The following is a 17,880-nucleotide window of genomic DNA, read 5'->3' as shown; positions in this document are numbered from 1 at the left end:
ACTGCCGGTCGAGGTCCCCGCCCGCGCAGGCGGGCCGTGCTCACCCCTCGCCGGGCACCTCGCGCGGCTCGCACGGCACCCGCAGGTCGACGGTCGTGCCCTCGCCCGGGGCGCTGCGGACGGCGAGCCGGGCGTCGATCAGCTCGGCGCGCTCGCGCATCGCGGACAGCCCCATGCCCCGGGTCTGCGGCGACGGCGGCTCCGCGGCGCGGAAGGTGCCGCGGCCCGCGGCGGTCGCCGCGGCCATGCCGTGCCCGTTGTCGGTGATCGCCACGTGCACGGAGCGCTGGTCGCTCTCCAGGCTGACCACGACGCGGGTCGGCTCGGCGTGCTTCACGGCGTTGGTGATCGCCTCCTGGACGATCCGGTACATCTGCGCCTGCGTCTCGGCGGTGAGCTGGCCGCCGACGGTGTCCGCGTGCGCGCCGAGCCGCAACTCGGTGCGGATGCCGTACGTCTCGAAGGAGCGCCGGCACAGCGCCTGCAGGGCCGGGCGCAGCCCCAGCTCGTCCAGCACCACCGGACGCAGGTCGACGATCAGGTGCCGCAGCGAGGCGATCTGGTTGCCGACGAGGCCGCGTGCCTGGTCGATGGCCTCCCGCATGGCCTCCGGCCGCCCGTCCGCGGCGGCGGTGGACAGCACCACCTGGACCGCCCCCAGTTCCTGCAGGGTGTCGTCGTGCAGCTCACGCGCCCAGCGGCGGCGCTCGCGCTCCTCGCCGTCGTGCCGGGCCCTGACGCGCTCGCGGCGCAGCCTCGCATCCCGGCGCGCCGAGGAACGGACGGCGAAGAGCGCGTAGGCGACCAGCAGCAGCGGCAGCACGTGCAGGACGTTCAGCGAGGGCTGCTGGGCGACGCGGACCGTCCCGGCCACCGTCAGCATCAGCGCGAAGGCGATGGCCACCACCAGCCACAGCCGCTGCCGCGGCGCCACCAGGGGGGTGAGCAGCACATAACAGACGGCCGCCGCGAGGGCGAGGACGAGCTCCCAGCCCTGCGAGCGGTCGGTGACCTCCATGACGGTCGCCGCCGCGAGGAGACAGGTGCCCAGCCCCTCCAGGGCCAGGCGCGTCCCGGTCCTTCCAGGGCCGGACGGCGTCATGCCACCAGCCCGCGCTCTCTGGCCGCGGCGATCAACTCGGCCCGGCTGTCCTTGCCGAGCTTGTCCCGCAGCCGTGACCGGTGGGTCTCCACCGTCCGTTCGGAGACGAACAGGCGCCGGGCGATCTCCTGGTTGGTGTGCCCCAGCGCCAGCAGGGTCAGCACCTGGGCCTCCCGGTCGGTGAGCGGCTCCTCGTGGTGCCGTTCCGCCAGGTCCAGGTCCTCGACCGCCAGCCGCGCCCCCAGCGAGGGCTGCACATAGGTGGCGCCACCGGCGACCTGGTGGGCGGCGGCGAGCAGTTCCTCGGCGGCGGCCTCCTTCAGCAGGTAGCCGGCCGCCCCCGTGCGCAGCGCCTCGCGGGCGAACGCCGGGTCCTCCTGCATGGTCAGCACCAGGATGCGCGTCCTGGGCGACTCGGTCAGCAGTGCCGGGATCGTCGGCAGGCTGGACCTGCCCGACATGGTCAGGTCCAGGACGAGCACCCTCGGGTGGTGGCGCCGGACGGCTTCCAGGGTCTCCGGAACGGTGGACGTCTCGGCGACGATCTCGAAGGCCGGGTCGGCGGCCATCAGCAGCCGCATGCCCGCGCGCACCACCAGGTGGTCGTCGGCGAGTACGACCGAGATGACCGGGTGCGGCTGCCTGCCGTCGGGGCGGCTGAGGACGTCCATAGCACACACGTTAGATCGGGCGCGCGCGGCGGGCAGCCCGCGCCGCCGGTGTTGCGGGAAACCCGCAGTCACATCTGCGGGGAATCCCGGATGACCTCTGCGGATCGACGGGGATGCGTTCGCCCGGCCGGAGGGGCAGCCTCGAAAGCGGAAGACAAGTGTTTGAAATGCCTACCAAACAGTCCGCCGACCCCGACCTCACCCGAGGCGACCGTCATGCTCTGTGCCACCCTCCCGCCCCAGGCCGGCCCTGTGGACCGGCCGTGGTCCTACGACGCAGCCCAGCAGCTCGTGGATTCAGCCGTGCCGACCGTGGCCGACTTCGCCGCCGTCGAGGTCTCGGACGCCACCGTCTCGGAGCAGGCCGCCATCTCCGGGCTGCCCGCCACCGGACTCACCTTCCGCCGGGGGGCCTTCCGGGCGGCCCGGGGCACCGCGGTACCGCGCGCCTTCGAGGTCGGCGACGTCAGCAGCCTGCCGCCCAGGACTCCGTACCACGCGTCGCTGACCGACCTGCGGCCGCACCTGGTGATGAACCTCCGCCCGCAGACGGGGTGGCTCGCCCGCGACCCGGTGCGCGCCCCCCTGCTGCGGATCACGGGCACGCACTCCCTGCTCGTGATGCCGCTGGACGTCGGCGGTGTCGTCCTGGGGGTCGCGGCCTTCTACCGGACGACGGGCTCCCCGGCCTTCTCCCGGGCCGACCTGATGGCGGCGGGCCGTCTGGCCCGCAGGGCCGCCAGGCTGCTGGACGATGCCCGCCGGCGCCTGGTCCAGAACGCCGCCGGACGGATCCTGCAGCAGGCCCTGCTGGCGCCGCAGGGCCCGCGGGTCACCGCGATCGAGGACCCCCGGGGGCACCTGCCGCCGGCCGCGGCCCCGGGGGCCTGGGTGGACGTCATCCCGCTCCCCAGCGCCCGGGTGGCCCTGGTGACCGGTTCGGTACGCGGGCAGGGCGTCCCCGCGGCGACGGCGATGAGCCAGCTCAAGGCCGCGGTCCGGGCGCTGATACTGCTCGACATGAGCCCGGGCGAGGTCATCTCCCGGCTCCACCGGCCCACCGCGACCCCCCTCGCCGACGAGGCCGACCGGTGCCTGATCGTCGTCTACGACCCGGTGGCCTGCCGCTGCACCGTGGCGTGCGGCGGTTACCCGGCCCAGGCTCTGCCCGCCACGCCCCCGGAGGCGGCGGAGGAAGTGGAGGAGGACGCTCCCGTACCCGGCGGGCCGGAGGTCACCGAGTGCGACGTGCCGCCCGGCAGCGTGCTGCTGCTGAGCTGCGGCACGGACGGGCTCCCCATCGGCTCGGAGGGCGCCGGCCAGGTCACCGGGCTGCGCGTGCTGCCCGCCGGCGGCGGGGAGGCGGCCGAGCCGGCGACGGTGCTGGACGGCGTCCTGCGCACCGCGGCACCCGGCTCGGAGCCGGTGCTCCTCGCCGCCCGCACCCGCGCCCTGAACGCCGGCGACGTCGCCACCCGCGAGGTGTCCAACGATCCCGCGGCGGTGGCGGAGGCACGGGCCTGGACGGACCGCCTGCTGACGGACTGGAAGCTCCCGGAACTGTCCTTCACCACCACGCTGGTCGTCAGCGAACTCGTCACCAACGCCATCCGGTACTCCACGGGGCCGATCCGGCTGCGGATCATCCGCGACCGGGTCCTGGTCTGCGAGGTGTCGGACTCCTGCAGCGCCGCCCCGCACCCGCGCCACGCGGCGCCCAGCGACCAGGACGGCCGGGGGCTGTCCATCGTCGCGCAGCTCACCGACGCCCAGGGCACCCGCTACACGGAGACGGGCAAGACGGTCTGGGCGGAGCAGGTGATCACCCCGCCGGTCGCCGCGTAGGCCCGGCCGAGGCCGGGCCCACGCGACATCGGGCGTCGGCCGGCGTCAGTCGGCCGGGTGCTCCGAGCGGTCGCCGCCCCAGAGCGTGTGGAAGGAGCCGGGCTTGTCCACCCGCTTGTAGGTGTGGGCGCCGAAGAAGTCGCGCTGCCCCTGGATGAGCGCGGCGGGCAGCCGCTCCGCCCGCAGGGCGTCGTAGTACGCCAGCGCCGCGGAGAAGCCCGGTGCGGGCACGCCGAGTTGTGCCGCCGTGGAGACGACCCGCCGCCATGCCGCCTGCGCGTTGCCGAGGGCCTCGGCGAAGTGCGCGTCCGTCAGCAGGGTGGGGCGGCCCGGCTCGGAGTCGAACGCCTCCTTGATGCGGTTGAGGAAGCGCGCCCGGATGATGCAGCCGCCGCGCCAGATCGTCGCCATGGAGCCCGCGTCGATGTCCCAGCCGAACTCGTTGCTGCCCGCCTGGATCAGGTTGAACCCCTGGGCGTAGGCGACGATCTTGGAGGCGTACAGCGCCTGCTCGACGTCGTCCGCGAAGCGGTCGCCCGCCGCGCTGTCCAGCCAGGTCTCCGCCGGTCCGGGCAGCCCGCGCGAGGCGGCCCGCAGCTCCGCGCTGCCGGACAGCGACCGTGCGAAGACCGCCTCGGCGATGCCGGAGACGGGGACGCCGAACTCCAGGGCGTTCTGCACCGTCCAGCTGCCGGTGCCCTTCTGGCCGGCCTGGTCCAGCACCACGTCGACGAACGGTTTGCCGGTGTCGGCGTCCGTGTGGGCCAGCACCTCCGCGGTGATCTCGACGAGGTACGACTCCAGGCGGCCGGAGTTCCAGGTGCGGAAGATCTCCGCGATCTCGCCCGGCCGCTTGCCCGCGGCGTGCCGCAGCAGGTCGTAGGCCTCGGCGATGAGCTGCATGTCGGAGTACTCGATGCCGTTGTGGACCATCTTGACGAAGTGCCCGGCACCGTCCGGGCCCACGTGGGTGCAGCACGGCACCCCGTCGACCTTGGCGGCGATGTCCTCGAGGATCGGGCCGAGCGACTCGTACGACTCCACGGAGCCGCCCGGCATGATCGAGGGACCGTTGAGGGCGCCCTCCTCGCCGCCGGAGATCCCGGTGCCGACGAAGTGCAGACCCTGTTCGCGCAGCGCCTTCTCCCGGCGCCGGGTGTCGCGGTAGTCGGCGTTGCCGCCGTCGACGACCATGTCGCCGGGCTCCAGCAGCGGCACCAGCTCGTCGATCACGGCGTCGGTGGGGGCACCGGCCTTGACCATGATGATGATGCGCCGGGGCCGTTCGAGTGAGTCGACGAACTCCTTGAGGGACTCCGCCGGATGGAACTCGCCCTCGCCGCCGAACTCCTCCACGAGGGAGCGCGTCCTGGCCGGGGTGCGGTTGTACAAGGCCACCGGGTGGCCGTGCCGCGCGAGGTTCCGGGCCAGGTTGCGGCCCATGACCGCGAGTCCGGTGACGCCGATGCGGGCCTGCTCCGCCATCTGCGGTTCCTCTCTGTGCTGTGGTGCGGGGGGCACGTACGGCGTCCAGCCTGTCAGCGAACCGGCCGGGCGGCCGGGATTCCAGCGGATCCGTCAGCTGCCCGTGCCGATCCGGCCCTGACCTGCTACACGGCCCATGGCACGGCGCAGCCCCCTGGCCGGCGGCGCGGGAACGGCTCCGACGACCTCGCCCGCCGGTGCCCGGGCCTGGGCCGCCCTGAGCTGTCCCACCGGCGCAGGTGGTGGCGGAGGCGGCGGTAGCAGGGGCGGCGCCACCGTGTGGTCGCCGAGGGCCTCGCGCAGCCGGCGCGCGTCCTCAGGGAGGTCGCGGCGCCACGCCCAGCCCAGGAACGGGCTCAGCAGCAGCATGCCGCCGCCGAGCTGGCAGGTGACCTGGAGCTGGACGAACGCGCCCCGCGAGTGCGGCAGCATCCGGAACGCGAACTCGGGCGTCTGGGTGCCCAGCGGGCTCCACATCCGCCGGCCGCGGTAGGCGATCCGCCGGCAGGGCTGGTAGACCGAGCACTCCAGCCGGTGCTCCCGGTGGCGGCCCGGATAGTGGTAGCGGTAGACGGCCCGCTCGCCGGGCGGTACGGCGTCCGCCGCCACGGCGGCGATGCCGGAGTTCCACGACGCGAGGTTGCGGGCGTCGGCAAGGAAGGTGAAGACCTCTTCCACGGTACGGGTGACGATCACGCTCGTAGACACCGTCGGCATCGCAGACCTCCCCGGTGCCGGCGCGGCCAGCATGTGAGCAGAGTGGCTTCTTGGCTCCTCACCGACAGCCTGCGTCCAATCGGGCGGTGTGTCGTGGCGGGTGAGCCGTCCGGGTGAATCCAGGGTGCGTGACCGGCGCGAACGGTGTGCCGGCGGACCCTCACCGTCAGTGCCCGAGGGGCTCCGAACCGCTCCTGCGGTCGCGGAATTCGCACCACACTGCCTTGCCGGAACCGTGCGGCTCCACACCCCACGCGTCGGCGAGCCGGTCGACCAGCAGCAGACCGCGCCCGGACACCTCGCCGTCGCCGGGCCGGCGACGGCGAGGCCAGTTCGCCGCGAGGTCGTGCACCTCGATGCGCAGCCGCCGGGTGGCGTCCGGGGTGGCGTGGGCCAGGGACGCGTCGGGGAGCATGCGCAGGGTGAGCACGGCGCCGCCGTCGGTGTGCACCAGCGCGTTGGTGATCAGCTCGCCGGCGGCGAGTTCCGCCTCGTCCACCCGGTCGCTCAGGCCCCAGCCCGCCATGGCGTCACGGACCGTGGCCCGGGCCTCGGACAGGGCCTTGGGGTCGCCGGGGGCGATGTGCCGGTGCAGCCGGTGCGGCGGGTGCGGGGAGGCGTCGCTGTCGCGCCGGAGCAGCAGCAGGGCCATGTCGTCGTCGGTGGCCTGCTCGCCCATGACGGCGGTGAGGTGGTCGGCGAGGTCCCCGACCTCGCGCGGGCCTTCGCCCAGCGCCCCGGCCAGCCGCCGCACGCCGTCGTCGAGGTCGGCGCCGGGCCGCTCGACGAGTCCGTCACTGAACATCAGGAGGGTGTCGCCGGGACCGAGTTCAGCGGGGGTGACCGGGTAGTCGGGCCTGCCGAACTGGGCGGACAGGCCCAGCGGCAGCCCGCCCGCGGTGGGCAGCACGCGCACGGTGCCATCGGCCTGCCGGACCAGCGGGTCGATGTGGCCTGCCCGCACCAGCAGGGCGGACCCGGTGGCCGGGTCGACCTGCGCGTACAGGCAGGTGGCGAAGCGGTCGGTGTCGAGCTCGTACAGGAAGGCCGAGGCCCGCGCCATGACGCTGGCGGGCGGATGGCCCTCGCCGGCGTAGGCCCGCAAGGCGATCCGCAACTGGCCCATGACGGCCGTGGCGTGGGTGTCGTGGCCCTGGACGTCGCCGATGATGACGGCGACCCGGCCGCCGGGCATCGCCACGACGTCGTACCAGTCGCCGCCGATGTCCCGGGCCAGCCGGGCGGAGCGGTAGCGCACCGCTATCTCGGTGCCGGGGATGCGCGGGATGGTGCGGGGCAGCATCGCGGTCTGCAGACCCTGCGCGATGTCGTGCTCCTGGTCGAAGAGGATGGCCCGCTGCAGGCTCTGCGCGATGCTGCCGCTGAGCGCGATCAGCAGATGGCGCTCCTGCGGGGAGAAACCCTGCTTGTGCCGGTACAGCAGGCCCAGGGCGCCGATGGGCTGGCCCTGGGCGATCAGCGGGAGGTACGCGGCGGCGGAGGCGCCGAGCGGCTCGATGTGCGGCCACAACTTGGGGTAGCGCCGGGCGAACTCCTCGCCGGAGGTGATGAAGCGCGGGACGAGGGTCCGTACCACCTCGCTCATCGGGAAGTCGTCCTCGATCCGCGTGTACTGCAGCGACGGCACCCAACTGCTGGCCTTGGCGTCGCTCACCACGTGGACCCGGCCGGCCTCGACCTGGCCGAGGAAGAGGCTGGCTATGCCGAGCCGGTCCATCCTGGGGTTCCCGGTGAGGGCCGCGGTCACGTCGCGCACGGTCACGGCCCGGGCCAGCGACGCGGTGACCTCCATGACCAGGGTGCTCTCGGTCGGGTGGTCCTCGTCCGCGCGCAGGCACTCCGCCGCCTGGGCGAGTTCGTCGGTGGCGTCGCTGACGATGCCGATCACCCGGTTCGCCCGGCCGGTGCCGTCGCGGACGATGCGGCCCTGGAAACGTATCCAGCCACGGCGGCCGTCGCGCCGGGTGAGCCGGCTGAAGGCGCGGAAGGAGGAGTGGCCCTCGCCGAGGGCCTGGGTGATCGTCCGGGTGACGTCGCCGGCCTCGTCGGGCGCCAGCCGGGAGAACAGCGCCTTCGGGTCGCCGTCGAAGTCCTGCGGGCGCAGGTCGACGGTCCGCAGGGCGTGTTCGTCGAGGTGCATGCGGTCGCGGTCGAGGTCCCAGTCGAAGCCGCCGACGTCGTTGAGCGACATGTGGGCGGCGGCGGGAGCCGGCCAGGCGACCGTCGCGGGCGCAGGGGGCGCCCACTGCCGAGACTCAGCCATCACGCCCTCCGGACCTGCTCCCCGCTGCGTCGAGCCGCACCGGAACGGTGACAGCGTACCCATAGTCCGGTAGGGGGACATGCTACAGAGGGGACCTGTGGGAGAGCCGGGTTTCCGCCGGTTCCGGGAACGCTCCCGGCGGCCGCCCGGCCCCCCTCCGCCGTCCGCCGGACGGCTCAGCGGGCCGCCGGCGGCGCGTACTTGTAGCCGACCCGGCGCACGGTCACGATGCTGCCGCGGTGTTCGGGGCCGAGCTTGCGGCGCAGCCGGGCGATGTGGACGTCGACGGTGCGTCCGTCCCCGACGTGGCCGTACCCCCAGACCGTGGTGACGAGCTGGTCGCGGGTGTGCACGCGGTGCGGATGCGCCACCAGGTGGGCGAGCAGCTCGAACTCCAGGTAGGTCAGGTCGAGTGCGCGGCCGCGCACCTGGGCGACGCGGCGCTCGCCGTCGACGGTGACCGGCAGGTCGGCGGATGCCGGGGACGGGGGCACCGGCTGCCCCTCGATGGGGACGAGGACGAGGTAGCCGACCATCGGCGGCCCGCCGACGCCCGTGGGCATCAGGTGGCCGGGGGCGGGCAGCCAGGTGGCGCCGGGCGGGAGGAAGTCCGGCACCGGCGGGACGTCGCCGGAGCGGACGGCGCGCAGGTGCTGACGGTTAACGGCGGGCAGGGGCAGGGACTGGGTGCTGGACGACATGGAGGTCTCGGCTCTCGCGCGAAGGGTCGTGGGACGACGTATTGCGCGGGACCGCCGGGAGGCCGGCAGCGGGCGGCGACCGGGGGACGGCGTCAGCTGTGGGCCGGGGTCCGCGCGGGGACCGCGCGACAACACTCCCGGTCGAACTGGTACTCCTGCCTGGACGGCCAGAACGGCTCGAGGTCGCTGCGACCTGTCGCGGTGTCAGTGAGGCTGGCCATGGCACCCATTGAACCAGACGGGACGCCCACCGGGACAGCGATGGCTCACTTCACGGCTCTGACCAGGCATTACAGAGGTTGCGGCGCCGGTTGGGGTTCGGGCTCGGGCTCCGGCTGCGGGGGCGGCGCGGGCACGGGGTCGGGGGTCGGTCCGGGGACCGGATGCGGGGCGGGCGGTACGGGGTCGGGCGGGAAGGGCGGCACCGGGCTCGGGGCGGGCGGCACGGGCGGCACGGTGGCCCGTCGTGCTGGGGCGGTCATGGCGGTCTGCCTCCTGGGACTCGCCGGAACGGATCTTGCGCTGCGCTTACCCGGCCCTCCTCGTCCTACCCGTCCTATCCTCAGCCTCATGACCTGGTTGCGCGCCCTGCGCCGCAGTGCCCGCGAAGGGCTGCGGATCGAGCGCGCCGGGCTGGAACCGCTCGTCGCGCTGCGCGCCGCCGCGGGCGTCGCCATCGTCATCGGCCTCTCGCTGTGGCTGGCCGGCCCCTCGGTGGCCGCTTCCTCGGCCTTCGGCGCCTTCGCCTCCGGCATGGCCACCTTCCAGCGCAGCTGGCGGCCCCGGCCGGTGCTGGCGCTGGTCGCCGGTACCGGCCTCGCCGTCAGCACCTTCCTGGGCTACCTGGCGGGGGCGCACTGGTGGGTGTTCGTGGTGCTGCTGGCGGTCTGGGCGTTCCTGGCGGGCATGGCCTGGGCGCTGGGGCCCACCGCGGGCATCGTCTCGTCCCTCACCGTCGCCGTCATGCTGGTCGTGATCACCCTGCCGACCTCCGTGCTGGGCGCCTTCGGCCACGCGCTGGTCATCGCGGCGGGCGGGGTCGTGCAGGCGGGGCTGATCGTGCTGTTCCCGGTGCGCCGCTGGGGCCGGCAGCGCGACGCGCTGGCCGACGCCTTCGCGGCGGAGGCGGACTACGCACGCCGGCTGCGGCACGACCCGGTGGCGCCGTTCGACCCCCAGCCGCTGATGACCGCGCGCAACGCCGCCGTCATCACCGACCGGCAGGCGCGGCGGCGCCCGGCCGCGCTGCGCGGCAAGCGGGTGCTGGCCGAGCGCATCCGTCCCGTGCTGGCCTCGCTCGCCGATCCCGCGGTCGGCGCCGCCGCCGAGGGTCCGGAGCGCGACCGGGCCCGCGAGCTGCTGGCCGCGGCGGCCTCCGTGCTGGACGCGGTGGCGCGCGCGGTACGGGAGGCCCAGCCGGTGCGCGTACCGCCGGAGGCGGACTCCGTGGTGCTCGTCGAGCCCGTACCGGAGGAGCGGCTGACCGGGCCCGCCCGGCGCACCGCGCTGCGGCTCGTCGCGCTGCTCAGCGAGGCGGTCTCCTCCGCCACCGGCCGCGGCGGCTCGGTGAGCAGCGACACCGCCCACCTGCGTCGTCCCAGCGTGGCCGAACTCCTGCCGCTCGCCACGCGCACCGTACGGCGGGAGGCCCGTTTCGACTCGCCCGTCTTCCGGCACGCCGTCCGGCTGGCCGCCGTCACCCCCGCGGGCTACGCCCTGGGCGTGGCCCTGCCGCTCGGGCACGGCTACTGGGCGCCCCTGACCTCGGTGCTGGTGATGCGGCCCGACTTCTCCCAGACGTACGGCCGCAGCGTGGCCCGCTTCATCGGCACCCTGGCGGGCGTCACCGTGGCGACCGCCGTGATGCAGTCCTTCGCCCCGGGGCCCTACCCCTGCGCCGTGCTGGCGGTGGTGTCGGTCGCCCTGATGTACGGCCTCCTGCGCACCGGCTACCTGGTCTCCCAGGTGGCCGCGTCGGCGTACGTGGTCTTCCTGCTCGGCATGGCCGGCTCCAGCTGGACGCAGACGGTGCCCGACCGCGTGCTCCTCACGCTCCTCGGCGGGATGCTGGCGACGGCCGCGTACGCGCTCTTCCCGGCCTGGGAGACCCCCCGGCTGCGGAACCGGCTGGCCGACCGCATCAAGGCCACCGGGCGGTACGCTGCCGCCGCGATGGAGGCCCACGCCGCCCCCGCCGGGGGACGGCGCGAGGCCGTGCGCGCGGCCCTGCTGGACGCCCGCGCGGCCGCGCTCGCCTGGGACCAGGCGGTCGCCCGCGCCGACGCCGAACCCGTCCGCGGCCGCGGCCTGTCCCACCGCGCCGCCGACGGCGCCGACGCGGCCCTGTCGGCCATGGGCCGCGTCCCCATGCTCATGGAGGCCCACCTCCCGGCCCCCGACGCCGACCCGGTCCCGGACGCCGCCCCCTTCGCCCTGCACCTGCGCACGGCCACCGCGGACGCCGCCACCGCGGTCCGCGAACGGCGCCCCCCGGACTTCGCCCCCGTCCGCGCCACGCTCGACGCATGGCCCCCCTCGGACGCCGACCGCATCGTCCGCCGCAGCGCCGAACTGCTCATGGAAACCCTCGACGACCTCGAAACCGCCCTCCGTCCCCGCCCCCGCCCCCGCCCCTCCCGCCGCCGCTGACGCCTCCCGGCGGGTTTCGGGTGGGGCCCGCCCAGCGGCCGCGCCATCGGGTTCGGCCTGCTCACCCCGTACAGCCGCGGCTCGGTGCGGCTGGAGTCGCCCGACCCCTCGGTGTCGCCGGTGATCGACCCGGCGCTGCCGGCGGGCGAGCGATACGTGGACCGGATGCCGACCGGGCTGCGCATCGCCCGTGCGGTCGGCGCCGCGGCTCCGCCGACTCGCCGGCGGCCCGTCCACGGGGCCGACGAGTCGCGGCGGTTCCTGCGGCGGCACGGTGTCGACCGGCTCCGCGTCGTCGACGCGTCCGTGAGGCCCTCCCCGCCCGTGGTGAAGGCCGACGCCGCCGTCCTCGCGACCGCCGAGCAGGCGGCCGGGCCGACCGGGACGGCGGCGTGAGCGCGCCGGGCGTCAGCGGATCGGCATGCCCGACAGGGTGCGGGCGATGACGAGGCGCTGGATCTCGCTCGTGCCCTCGAAGATCGTGTAGATGGCGGCGTCGCGGTGCATGCGCTCCACCGGGTACTCGCGGGTGAAACCGTTGCCGCCGAGGATCTGGATGGCCTGGGCGGTGACCTTCTTCGCCGTCTCGCTCGCGTACAGCTTGGACATCGAGCCCTCGGCCGAGGTGAAGGGCTTGCCCGAGATCGCCATCCAGGAGGCGCGCCAGACCAGCAGGCGGGCCGCGTCGATCTGGGTGCGCATGTCGGCCAACTGGAAGGCGACGCCCTGGTTGTCGATGATGGGGCGGCCGAACTGGGTGCGGGTCGTGGCGTAGTCGAGGGCTACCTCGTACGCGGCGCGGGCGGTGCCCACCGCCATCGCGCCGACGGCCGGGCGGGAGGCCTCGAACGTCGCCATGGCGGCGTTCTTCACCCGCTCGCCGCCCTTGGCCCGCTCGCGGGCCCTGGCGAGGCGCTCGTCGAGCTTCTCCTTGCCTCCGAGCAGGCAACTCCCCGGGATGCGGACGTCGTCCAGCACGACCTCGGCGGTGTGCGAGGCGCGGATGCCGTGCTTCTTGAACTTCTGCCCCTGGGAGAGTCCGGGGGTGCCCGGCGGCACGATGAAGGAGGCGTGGCCCTTGGAGCCGAGCTCCGGGTCGACGACGGCGACGACGACGTGGACGTTGGCTATGCCGCCGTTGGTCGCCCAGGTCTTGGTGCCGGCCAGCACCCACTCGTCCTTGGCCTCGTCGTACACGGCGGTGGTGCGCATCGAGCCGACGTCGGAGCCCGCGTCGGGCTCGGAGGAGCAGAAGGCGGCGACCTTCACGTCGTTGACGTCGCCGTACATCTGGGGGATCCAGGTGCCGATCTGTTCCTCGGTGCCGTTGGCCAGGACGCCCACGGCGGCCAGGCCGGTGCCGACGATGGACAGGCCGATGCCCGCGTCGCCCCAGAAGAGCTCCTCCATGGCGATCGGGATGCCGAGGCCGGTCGGGTCGAAGTACTGCTGGGCGTAGAAGTCGAGCGAGTAGAGTCCGATCTTCGCGGCCTCCTGGATCACCGGCCAGGGGGTCTCCTCGCGCTCGTCCCACTCCGCCGCAGCCGGGCGCATGACGTCGGCCGCGAAGCCGTGGATCCAGTCGCGCACCGATTTCTGGTCGTCGTTGAGCTCGAGCGAGAAGTCGCCCATCGTCCCCTCCACGTGCTTGTTACTTGCGGTAACGCCAGTGTGTTACCGGCTGGTAAGGGATGTCAACCGGACGAGGGGTGTTACGTTGCGCAGGCGCGAGGAAATTCGAACGGGCGGGGAGGCTCGGGTGGACACCAGCCAGCGGCAGGAGCGGCGGACGCCGTCCGCGGCGGAGGAGCGGCGCAGGGAGCTGCTCGAGGCCGCGGACCGCGTCGTGCTGCGTGACGGCCCCGAGGCGTCCATGAACGCCATCGCCGCCGAGGCGGGCATCACCAAGCCCATTCTGTACCGTCACTTCGGCGACAAGAGCGGGCTTTACCGAGCCCTGGCCAAGCGGCACACCGACGCCCTGCTCGCCAACCTGCGCGCCGCCCTCGACGCCCCCAACGAGCGCCGCGACCGCGTGGAGGCCACCCTCGACGCCTATCTGTCGGCCATCGAGGCCCGGCCGCAGGTCTACCGCTTCCTGATGCACCCCGCCGAGAGCACCGCGGACTCCGACCGCGGTTTCGACATCGGCCGCCACTCCGCCCCCGTGCTGCGCCGCATGGGCGAGGAACTGGCCGACGTCATCGCCGAGCGCCTCGACCTCGGCCCGGAGGGCCAGGTGGCGGCCCGGGTCTGGGGCCACGGCATCGTCGGCATGATGCACGCGGCCGGGGACTGGTGGCTGGGCGAGCGCCCCGTCGCCCGTGACGTCCTCGTCCGCCACCTCGCGGACCTGCTCTGGGGCCGCCTCGCCGCCGTGGGCGACCGCCCGGGCGCGCCGCGCCTCTAGGTCGTGTCGTCACCGGGCGGCCCCCAGGGGGCCCGGCGGACGGCGCGCAGGGCGCGGCGGCGGCGCAGGCCGGTGAGCCGGTCGACGAACAGGCCGCCGCCGAGGTGGTCGCACTCGTGCTGGAGGCAGCGGGCGAAGAAGCCGGTGCCCTCCACGCGCAGCGGGGCGCCGTCGGTGCCGACGCCCTCGACGACGGTCTCGTCGTGCCGCGCGGTGCCCGCGTGGACGCCCGGCAGCGACAGGCAGCCCTCCTCGCCGGTCACCACGACCCCTTCGTTGTGCACGACGCGGGGGTTGACCACGTAGCCGAGGTGCCGGACGTCCTCGTCGTCCGGGCAGTCGAAGACGAACACCCGCAGCGGCACGCCGATCTGGTTCGCGGCCAGCCCCACCCCGTCGTGCGCGTACATCGTGGCGAACAAGTCCTCGACGAGACGGGCGAGTTCGGCGTCGAAGACGGTCACGTCGCGGCAGGGCTCCCGGAGCCCGGGGTCACCCAGCAGCCGCATCGGGCGGACGGTCCCGGAGCTGCCGGGGATGGGGGCGTGTGGCATGCGGGCCAGCGTACGGGGGCGGCTCGTTTCAGCGCCGGTGGGGGAAGTGGATAGGCTGATCGGCGACCGATGCCTTCCGGCCGGTGCAACGGCCCGGGGCACGCACTCCGGCCCGACGGCCGGGGAGGTGAGCGGGGCCGGACGCGAGGAGGATGTGGAGACGATGGCAGGCAATGCGGAGCCACTGTCGCCGCGGGCGAAGCTGGCCGTGACGGCGGGCAAGGCCGCGGCGGCAGTGTCGCGGGCGGCGGGGCGCGGCAGCGGATCGGTGATCGGCGGCCGGGTCGCCCTGAAACTCGACCCTGATCTGCTGGCCCGGCTGGCGACCCATCTCGACGTCGTGCTCGTTTCGGCCACCAACGGCAAGACCACCACGACGAGGCTGCTCGCCGAGGCGCTGCGCGCCAACGGCGAGGTCGTCTCCAACGCCCTGGGCGCCAACATGCCCGCCGGCATCACCTCGGCGCTCGCCGGCGGCTCCGAGGCCCGCTACGGCGTGATCGAGGTCGACGAGAAGTACCTGGCCGGCGTCGCCCGTGACGTCAAGCCCAAGGCCATCGCCCTGCTCAACCTCTCCCGGGACCAGCTGGACCGCGCCGCCGAGACCCGCATGCTCGCCGAGAAGTGGCGCGAGGGCCTGGCCGGCTCGGACGCCATCATCATCGCCAACGCCGACGACCCGCTGATCACCTGGGCCGCCTCCTCGTGCCCGACCGTCGTGTGGGTCGCGGCGGGCCAGGAGTGGAAGGACGACGCCTGGTCCTGCCCCTCCTGCGGCGGTGTCCTGCAGCGGCCGGCCGAGGACTGGTTCTGCGGCGAGTGCGGTTTCCGCCGCCCGACGCCGACCTGGGCGCTGTCCGGCGACCACGTGATCGACCCGTACGGGTCCGCGTGGCCGATCCAGCTCCAGCTGCCCGGCCGCGCCAACAAGTCCAACGCCGCCGTGTCGGCCGCCGCGGCGGCCGCGTTCGGGGTCGACCCCAAGGTCGCCCTGGAGCGGATGTACAAGGTGCAGGCCGTCGCCGGCCGCTACGACGTGGTGTCCTTCCAGGACCGCGACGTACGGCTGCTGCTGGCGAAGAACCCGGCCGGCTGGCTGGAGACCTTCTCGCTGATCGACGGCCCGCCCACCCCCGTGATCCTCTCGGTGAACGCCCGCGGGGCCGACGGCACGGACACCTCCTGGCTGTGGGACGTGGACTACACCCGCCTGGCCGGTCACCCGATCCGGGTCATCGGCGACCGCAAGCTGGACCTCGCGGTCCGGCTCGAGGTGGCGGGGCTGCAGTTCGAGGTGTGCCGGGACTTCGACGAGGCGGTGCGCACCTCGCCGGCCGGCCGGATCGAGGCCATCGCCAACTACACCGCCTTCCAGGACCTGCGCCGCCGCGTCGGCAACTGACCGAAGACCCGTTTCGACAGGAGAACACGCTGTGAGCGACTCCAGCCTGCGTCTGGTGTGGGTCTACCCCGACCTGCTGAGCACCTACGGCGACCAGGGCAACGTCCTGGTCACCGAGCGCCGGGCCCGCCAGCGGCGGGTGCCGGTCACCCGGATCGACGTACGGTCCGACCAGCCGATCCCGACCTCCGGTGACATCTACCTCATCGGCGGCGGCGAGGACCGCCCGCAGCGGCTGGCCGCCGAGCGGCTGCGCCGCGACGGCGGGCTGAACCGCGCGGTCGACAACGGCGCCATCGTCTTCTCGGTGTGCGCCGGCTACCAGATCATCGGCCACGAGTTCGTCAACGACCTCGGCCGTCCCGAACCGGGCCTGGGCCTGCTGGACGTCGTGAGCGTCCGCGGCGAGGGCGAGCGCTGCGTCGGCGACGTGCTGGCCGACATCGACCCCGTCCTCGGTCTGCCCCCGCTGACCGGCTTCGAGAACCACCAGGGCGTCACGCACGTCGGCAAGAACGCCCGCCCCCTGGCACGGACCCGCTTCGGCAACGGCAACGGCACCGGCGACGGCACCGAGGGCGCGTACAACGAGACCGTCTTCGGCACCTACATGCACGGCCCCGTCATGGCCCGGAACCCGCAGATCGCGGACATGCTGATCAAGCTGGCGATGGACGTCAGGGCGCTGCCGCCGGTCGACGACCAGTGGTACGAGGCGCTGCGCGCCGAGCGCATCGCGGCGGCGTCCCAGCCCGCCTGAGGTCCGCAACGTCGCGGGTCCGACCGGGGGAAACGGGGCCAGGGCCGGGTTGTGTCCGCAGTGCGGGCGGCGTTTCCGCCGCCCGCGCCCGGCTCGATAACGTAGTGAGCAGCGGTGCGCGTCGCCGCGGGTCCATCCGGACGACGGCGTCCGGCGCCCGGATCGATCTTTCAGGAGTAACGAGCAAATGCGTATTGGTGTGCTGACGAGCGGCGGCGACTGCCCCGGCCTCAACGCCGTCATCCGGTCGGTCGTGCACCGCGCGGTCGTCGACCACGGGGACGAGGTCATAGGTTTCCACGACGGGTGGAAGGGCCTCCTCGAGTGCGACTACCGCAAGCTCGACCTCGACGCGGTCGGCGGCATCCTGGCCCGTGGCGGCACCATCCTCGGCTCCTCCCGGGTCCGCCCCGAGCACCTGCGGGACGGCGTCGAGCGGGCCAAGGGCCACGTCGCCGACCTGGGTCTCGACGCGATCATCCCGATCGGCGGAGAGGGCACCCTCAAGGCCGCCCGGCTGCTGTCCGACAACGGCCTGCCGATCGTGGGCGTGCCCAAGACGATCGACAACGACATCGCCTCCACCGACGTCACCTTCGGCTTCGACACCGCCGTGACGGTGGCCACCGAGGCGCTGGACCGCCTGAAGACCACCGCCGAATCGCACCAGCGCGTGCTCATCGTCGAGGTCATGGGCCGCCACACCGGCTGGATCGCCCTGCACTCCGGCATGGCGGCCGGCGCGCACGCGATCGTCGTGCCGGAGCGCCCCTTCGACGTCGCGGAGCTGACCCAGCGGGTCGGCGAGCGCTTCTCCGCGGGCAAGAAGTTCGCGATCGTCGTGGTCTCCGAGGGCGCGAAGCCGCGCGAGGGCACGATGGAGTTCGAGTCGGGCGTCAAGGACGTCTACGGCCACGAGCGCTTCACCGGCATCGCCACCCGGCTCTCGATCGAGCTGGAGGAACGGCTGGGCAAGGAGGCCCGCCCGGTCATCCTCGGCCACGTGCAGCGCGGCGGAACCCCCACCGCCTACGACCGGGTGCTGGCCACCCGCTTCGGCTGGCACGCGGTCGAGGCCGCGCACAACGGCGACTTCGGCATGATGACGGCGCTGCGCGGCACCGACATCACGCTGGTGCCCCTCGCCACCGCCGTCGAGCACCTCAAGACCGTCCCCGCCGAGCGCTACGTCGAGGCCGAGTGCGTGCTGTGACGCGCTGACACACTCCTGGAACCGCCCCCGGTCGCGAGCGCGACCGGGGGCGGTTCTAGTCTGGTGCGGGCGCACCCGCCCCAACCG

At 74.0% G+C, this 17,880-nt stretch carries 15 protein-coding genes; 7 read left to right on the top strand and 8 right to left on the bottom strand.

The genetic code is table 11. The features are described 5' to 3' along the window. Positions 1–40 precede the first annotated feature (40 nt). Both PV410_RS21810 and PV410_RS21805 read right to left on the bottom strand, forming a co-directional pair. Positions 41–1,102, bottom strand: a complete 1,062-nt coding sequence (locus tag PV410_RS21810; protein WP_500326910.1) for a sensor histidine kinase — start codon at positions 1,100–1,102, stop codon at positions 41–43. Continuing rightward, positions 1,099–1,773, bottom strand: a complete 675-nt coding sequence (locus PV410_RS21805; RefSeq protein ID WP_500326908.1) for a LuxR C-terminal-related transcriptional regulator — start codon at positions 1,771–1,773, stop codon at positions 1,099–1,101. Before PV410_RS21805 ends, PV410_RS21810 begins: the two co-directional genes overlap by 4 nt. A 303-nt stretch (positions 1,774–2,076) precedes the next feature. Between PV410_RS21805 and PV410_RS21800 the strand changes: the two genes are divergently transcribed. After that, positions 2,077–3,618: a SpoIIE family protein phosphatase gene (locus tag PV410_RS21800; protein WP_500326906.1), complete on the top strand. Its 1,542-nt coding sequence runs from the start codon at positions 2,077–2,079 to the stop codon at positions 3,616–3,618. Between the two features lie 45 nt (positions 3,619–3,663). Here PV410_RS21800 and gnd read toward each other — a convergent pair whose 3' ends face one another. The 4 genes from gnd to PV410_RS21780 form a co-directional block, all read right to left on the bottom strand. Beyond that, positions 3,664–5,103 (bottom strand): NADP-dependent phosphogluconate dehydrogenase, encoded by a 1,440-nt coding sequence (gene gnd / locus PV410_RS21795; protein WP_500326904.1) that lies wholly within the window; start codon positions 5,101–5,103, stop codon positions 3,664–3,666. 93 nt (positions 5,104–5,196) lie between these two features. Further along, the gene (locus PV410_RS21790) at positions 5,197–5,820 is read right to left on the bottom strand and encodes an SRPBCC family protein (protein ID WP_500326902.1); all 624 of its coding nucleotides are present in this window, start codon (positions 5,818–5,820) and stop codon (positions 5,197–5,199) included. A gap of 166 nt (positions 5,821–5,986) precedes the next feature. Further along, a complete protein-coding gene (locus tag PV410_RS21785) occupies positions 5,987–8,104 on the bottom strand; it encodes an ATP-binding SpoIIE family protein phosphatase (protein WP_500326900.1) in 2,118 nt (705 codons plus the stop codon). Between the two features lie 176 nt (positions 8,105–8,280). Then, positions 8,281–8,805: a winged helix-turn-helix domain-containing protein gene (locus PV410_RS21780; RefSeq protein ID WP_500326898.1), complete on the bottom strand. Its 525-nt coding sequence runs from the start codon at positions 8,803–8,805 to the stop codon at positions 8,281–8,283. Between the two features lie 570 nt (positions 8,806–9,375). Here PV410_RS21780 and PV410_RS21775 point away from each other — a divergent pair. Both PV410_RS21775 and PV410_RS21770 read left to right on the top strand, forming a co-directional pair. Then, a complete protein-coding gene (locus PV410_RS21775; RefSeq protein WP_500326896.1) occupies positions 9,376–11,454 on the top strand; it encodes an FUSC family protein in 2,079 nt (692 codons plus the stop codon). 45 nt (positions 11,455–11,499) lie between these two features. Further along, on the top strand, positions 11,500–11,850 hold the full coding sequence (locus tag PV410_RS21770) for a GMC oxidoreductase (protein WP_500327184.1): 351 nt from the start codon (positions 11,500–11,502) through the stop codon (positions 11,848–11,850). A 12-nt stretch (positions 11,851–11,862) separates the two neighbouring features. On the opposite strand, the gene PV410_RS21765 is transcribed toward PV410_RS21770, so the two are convergent. Then, positions 11,863–13,086 carry an acyl-CoA dehydrogenase family protein gene (locus PV410_RS21765; protein WP_500326894.1) on the bottom strand — a complete coding sequence of 408 codons (1,224 nt, stop codon included), beginning with the start codon at positions 13,084–13,086 and terminating at the stop codon, positions 11,863–11,865. A gap of 127 nt (positions 13,087–13,213) precedes the next feature. On the opposite strand from PV410_RS21765, the gene PV410_RS21760 reads away from it, so the two are divergent. Then, positions 13,214–13,864, top strand: coding sequence for a TetR/AcrR family transcriptional regulator (locus PV410_RS21760; RefSeq protein ID WP_500326892.1), 651 nt, complete (start codon positions 13,214–13,216; stop codon positions 13,862–13,864). Here PV410_RS21760 and def read toward each other — a convergent pair. Further along, a complete protein-coding gene (def, locus tag PV410_RS21755; RefSeq protein WP_500326890.1) occupies positions 13,861–14,418 on the bottom strand; it encodes a peptide deformylase in 558 nt (185 codons plus the stop codon). The genes PV410_RS21760 and def overlap by 4 nt on opposite strands. Positions 14,419–14,581: 163 nt before the next feature. Here def and PV410_RS21750 point away from each other — a divergent pair, with 163 nt between their 5' ends. The 3 genes from PV410_RS21750 (at position 14,582) to PV410_RS21740 (ending at position 17,793) form a co-directional block, all read left to right on the top strand. After that, complete coding sequence (locus tag PV410_RS21750) at positions 14,582–15,820, top strand: MurT ligase domain-containing protein (RefSeq protein WP_500326888.1); 1,239 nt, start codon at positions 14,582–14,584, stop codon at positions 15,818–15,820. Positions 15,821–15,851: 31 nt separating this feature from the next. Continuing rightward, the gene (locus tag PV410_RS21745; RefSeq protein ID WP_500326886.1) at positions 15,852–16,580 is read left to right on the top strand and encodes a type 1 glutamine amidotransferase; all 729 of its coding nucleotides are present in this window, start codon (positions 15,852–15,854) and stop codon (positions 16,578–16,580) included. A 187-nt stretch (positions 16,581–16,767) separates the two neighbouring features. Beyond that, a complete protein-coding gene (locus tag PV410_RS21740) occupies positions 16,768–17,793 on the top strand; it encodes a 6-phosphofructokinase (protein ID WP_499510332.1) in 1,026 nt (341 codons plus the stop codon). Positions 17,794–17,880: the final 87 nt, after the last annotated feature.

Source organism: Streptomyces sp. PA03-5A (assembly GCF_033792725.1).
Lineage (GTDB): Bacteria > Actinomycetota > Actinomycetes > Streptomycetales > Streptomycetaceae > Actinacidiphila.
The sequence above is the reverse complement of the archived record's forward strand: the minus strand, read 5'-3'. Positions and strand labels throughout refer to the sequence as shown.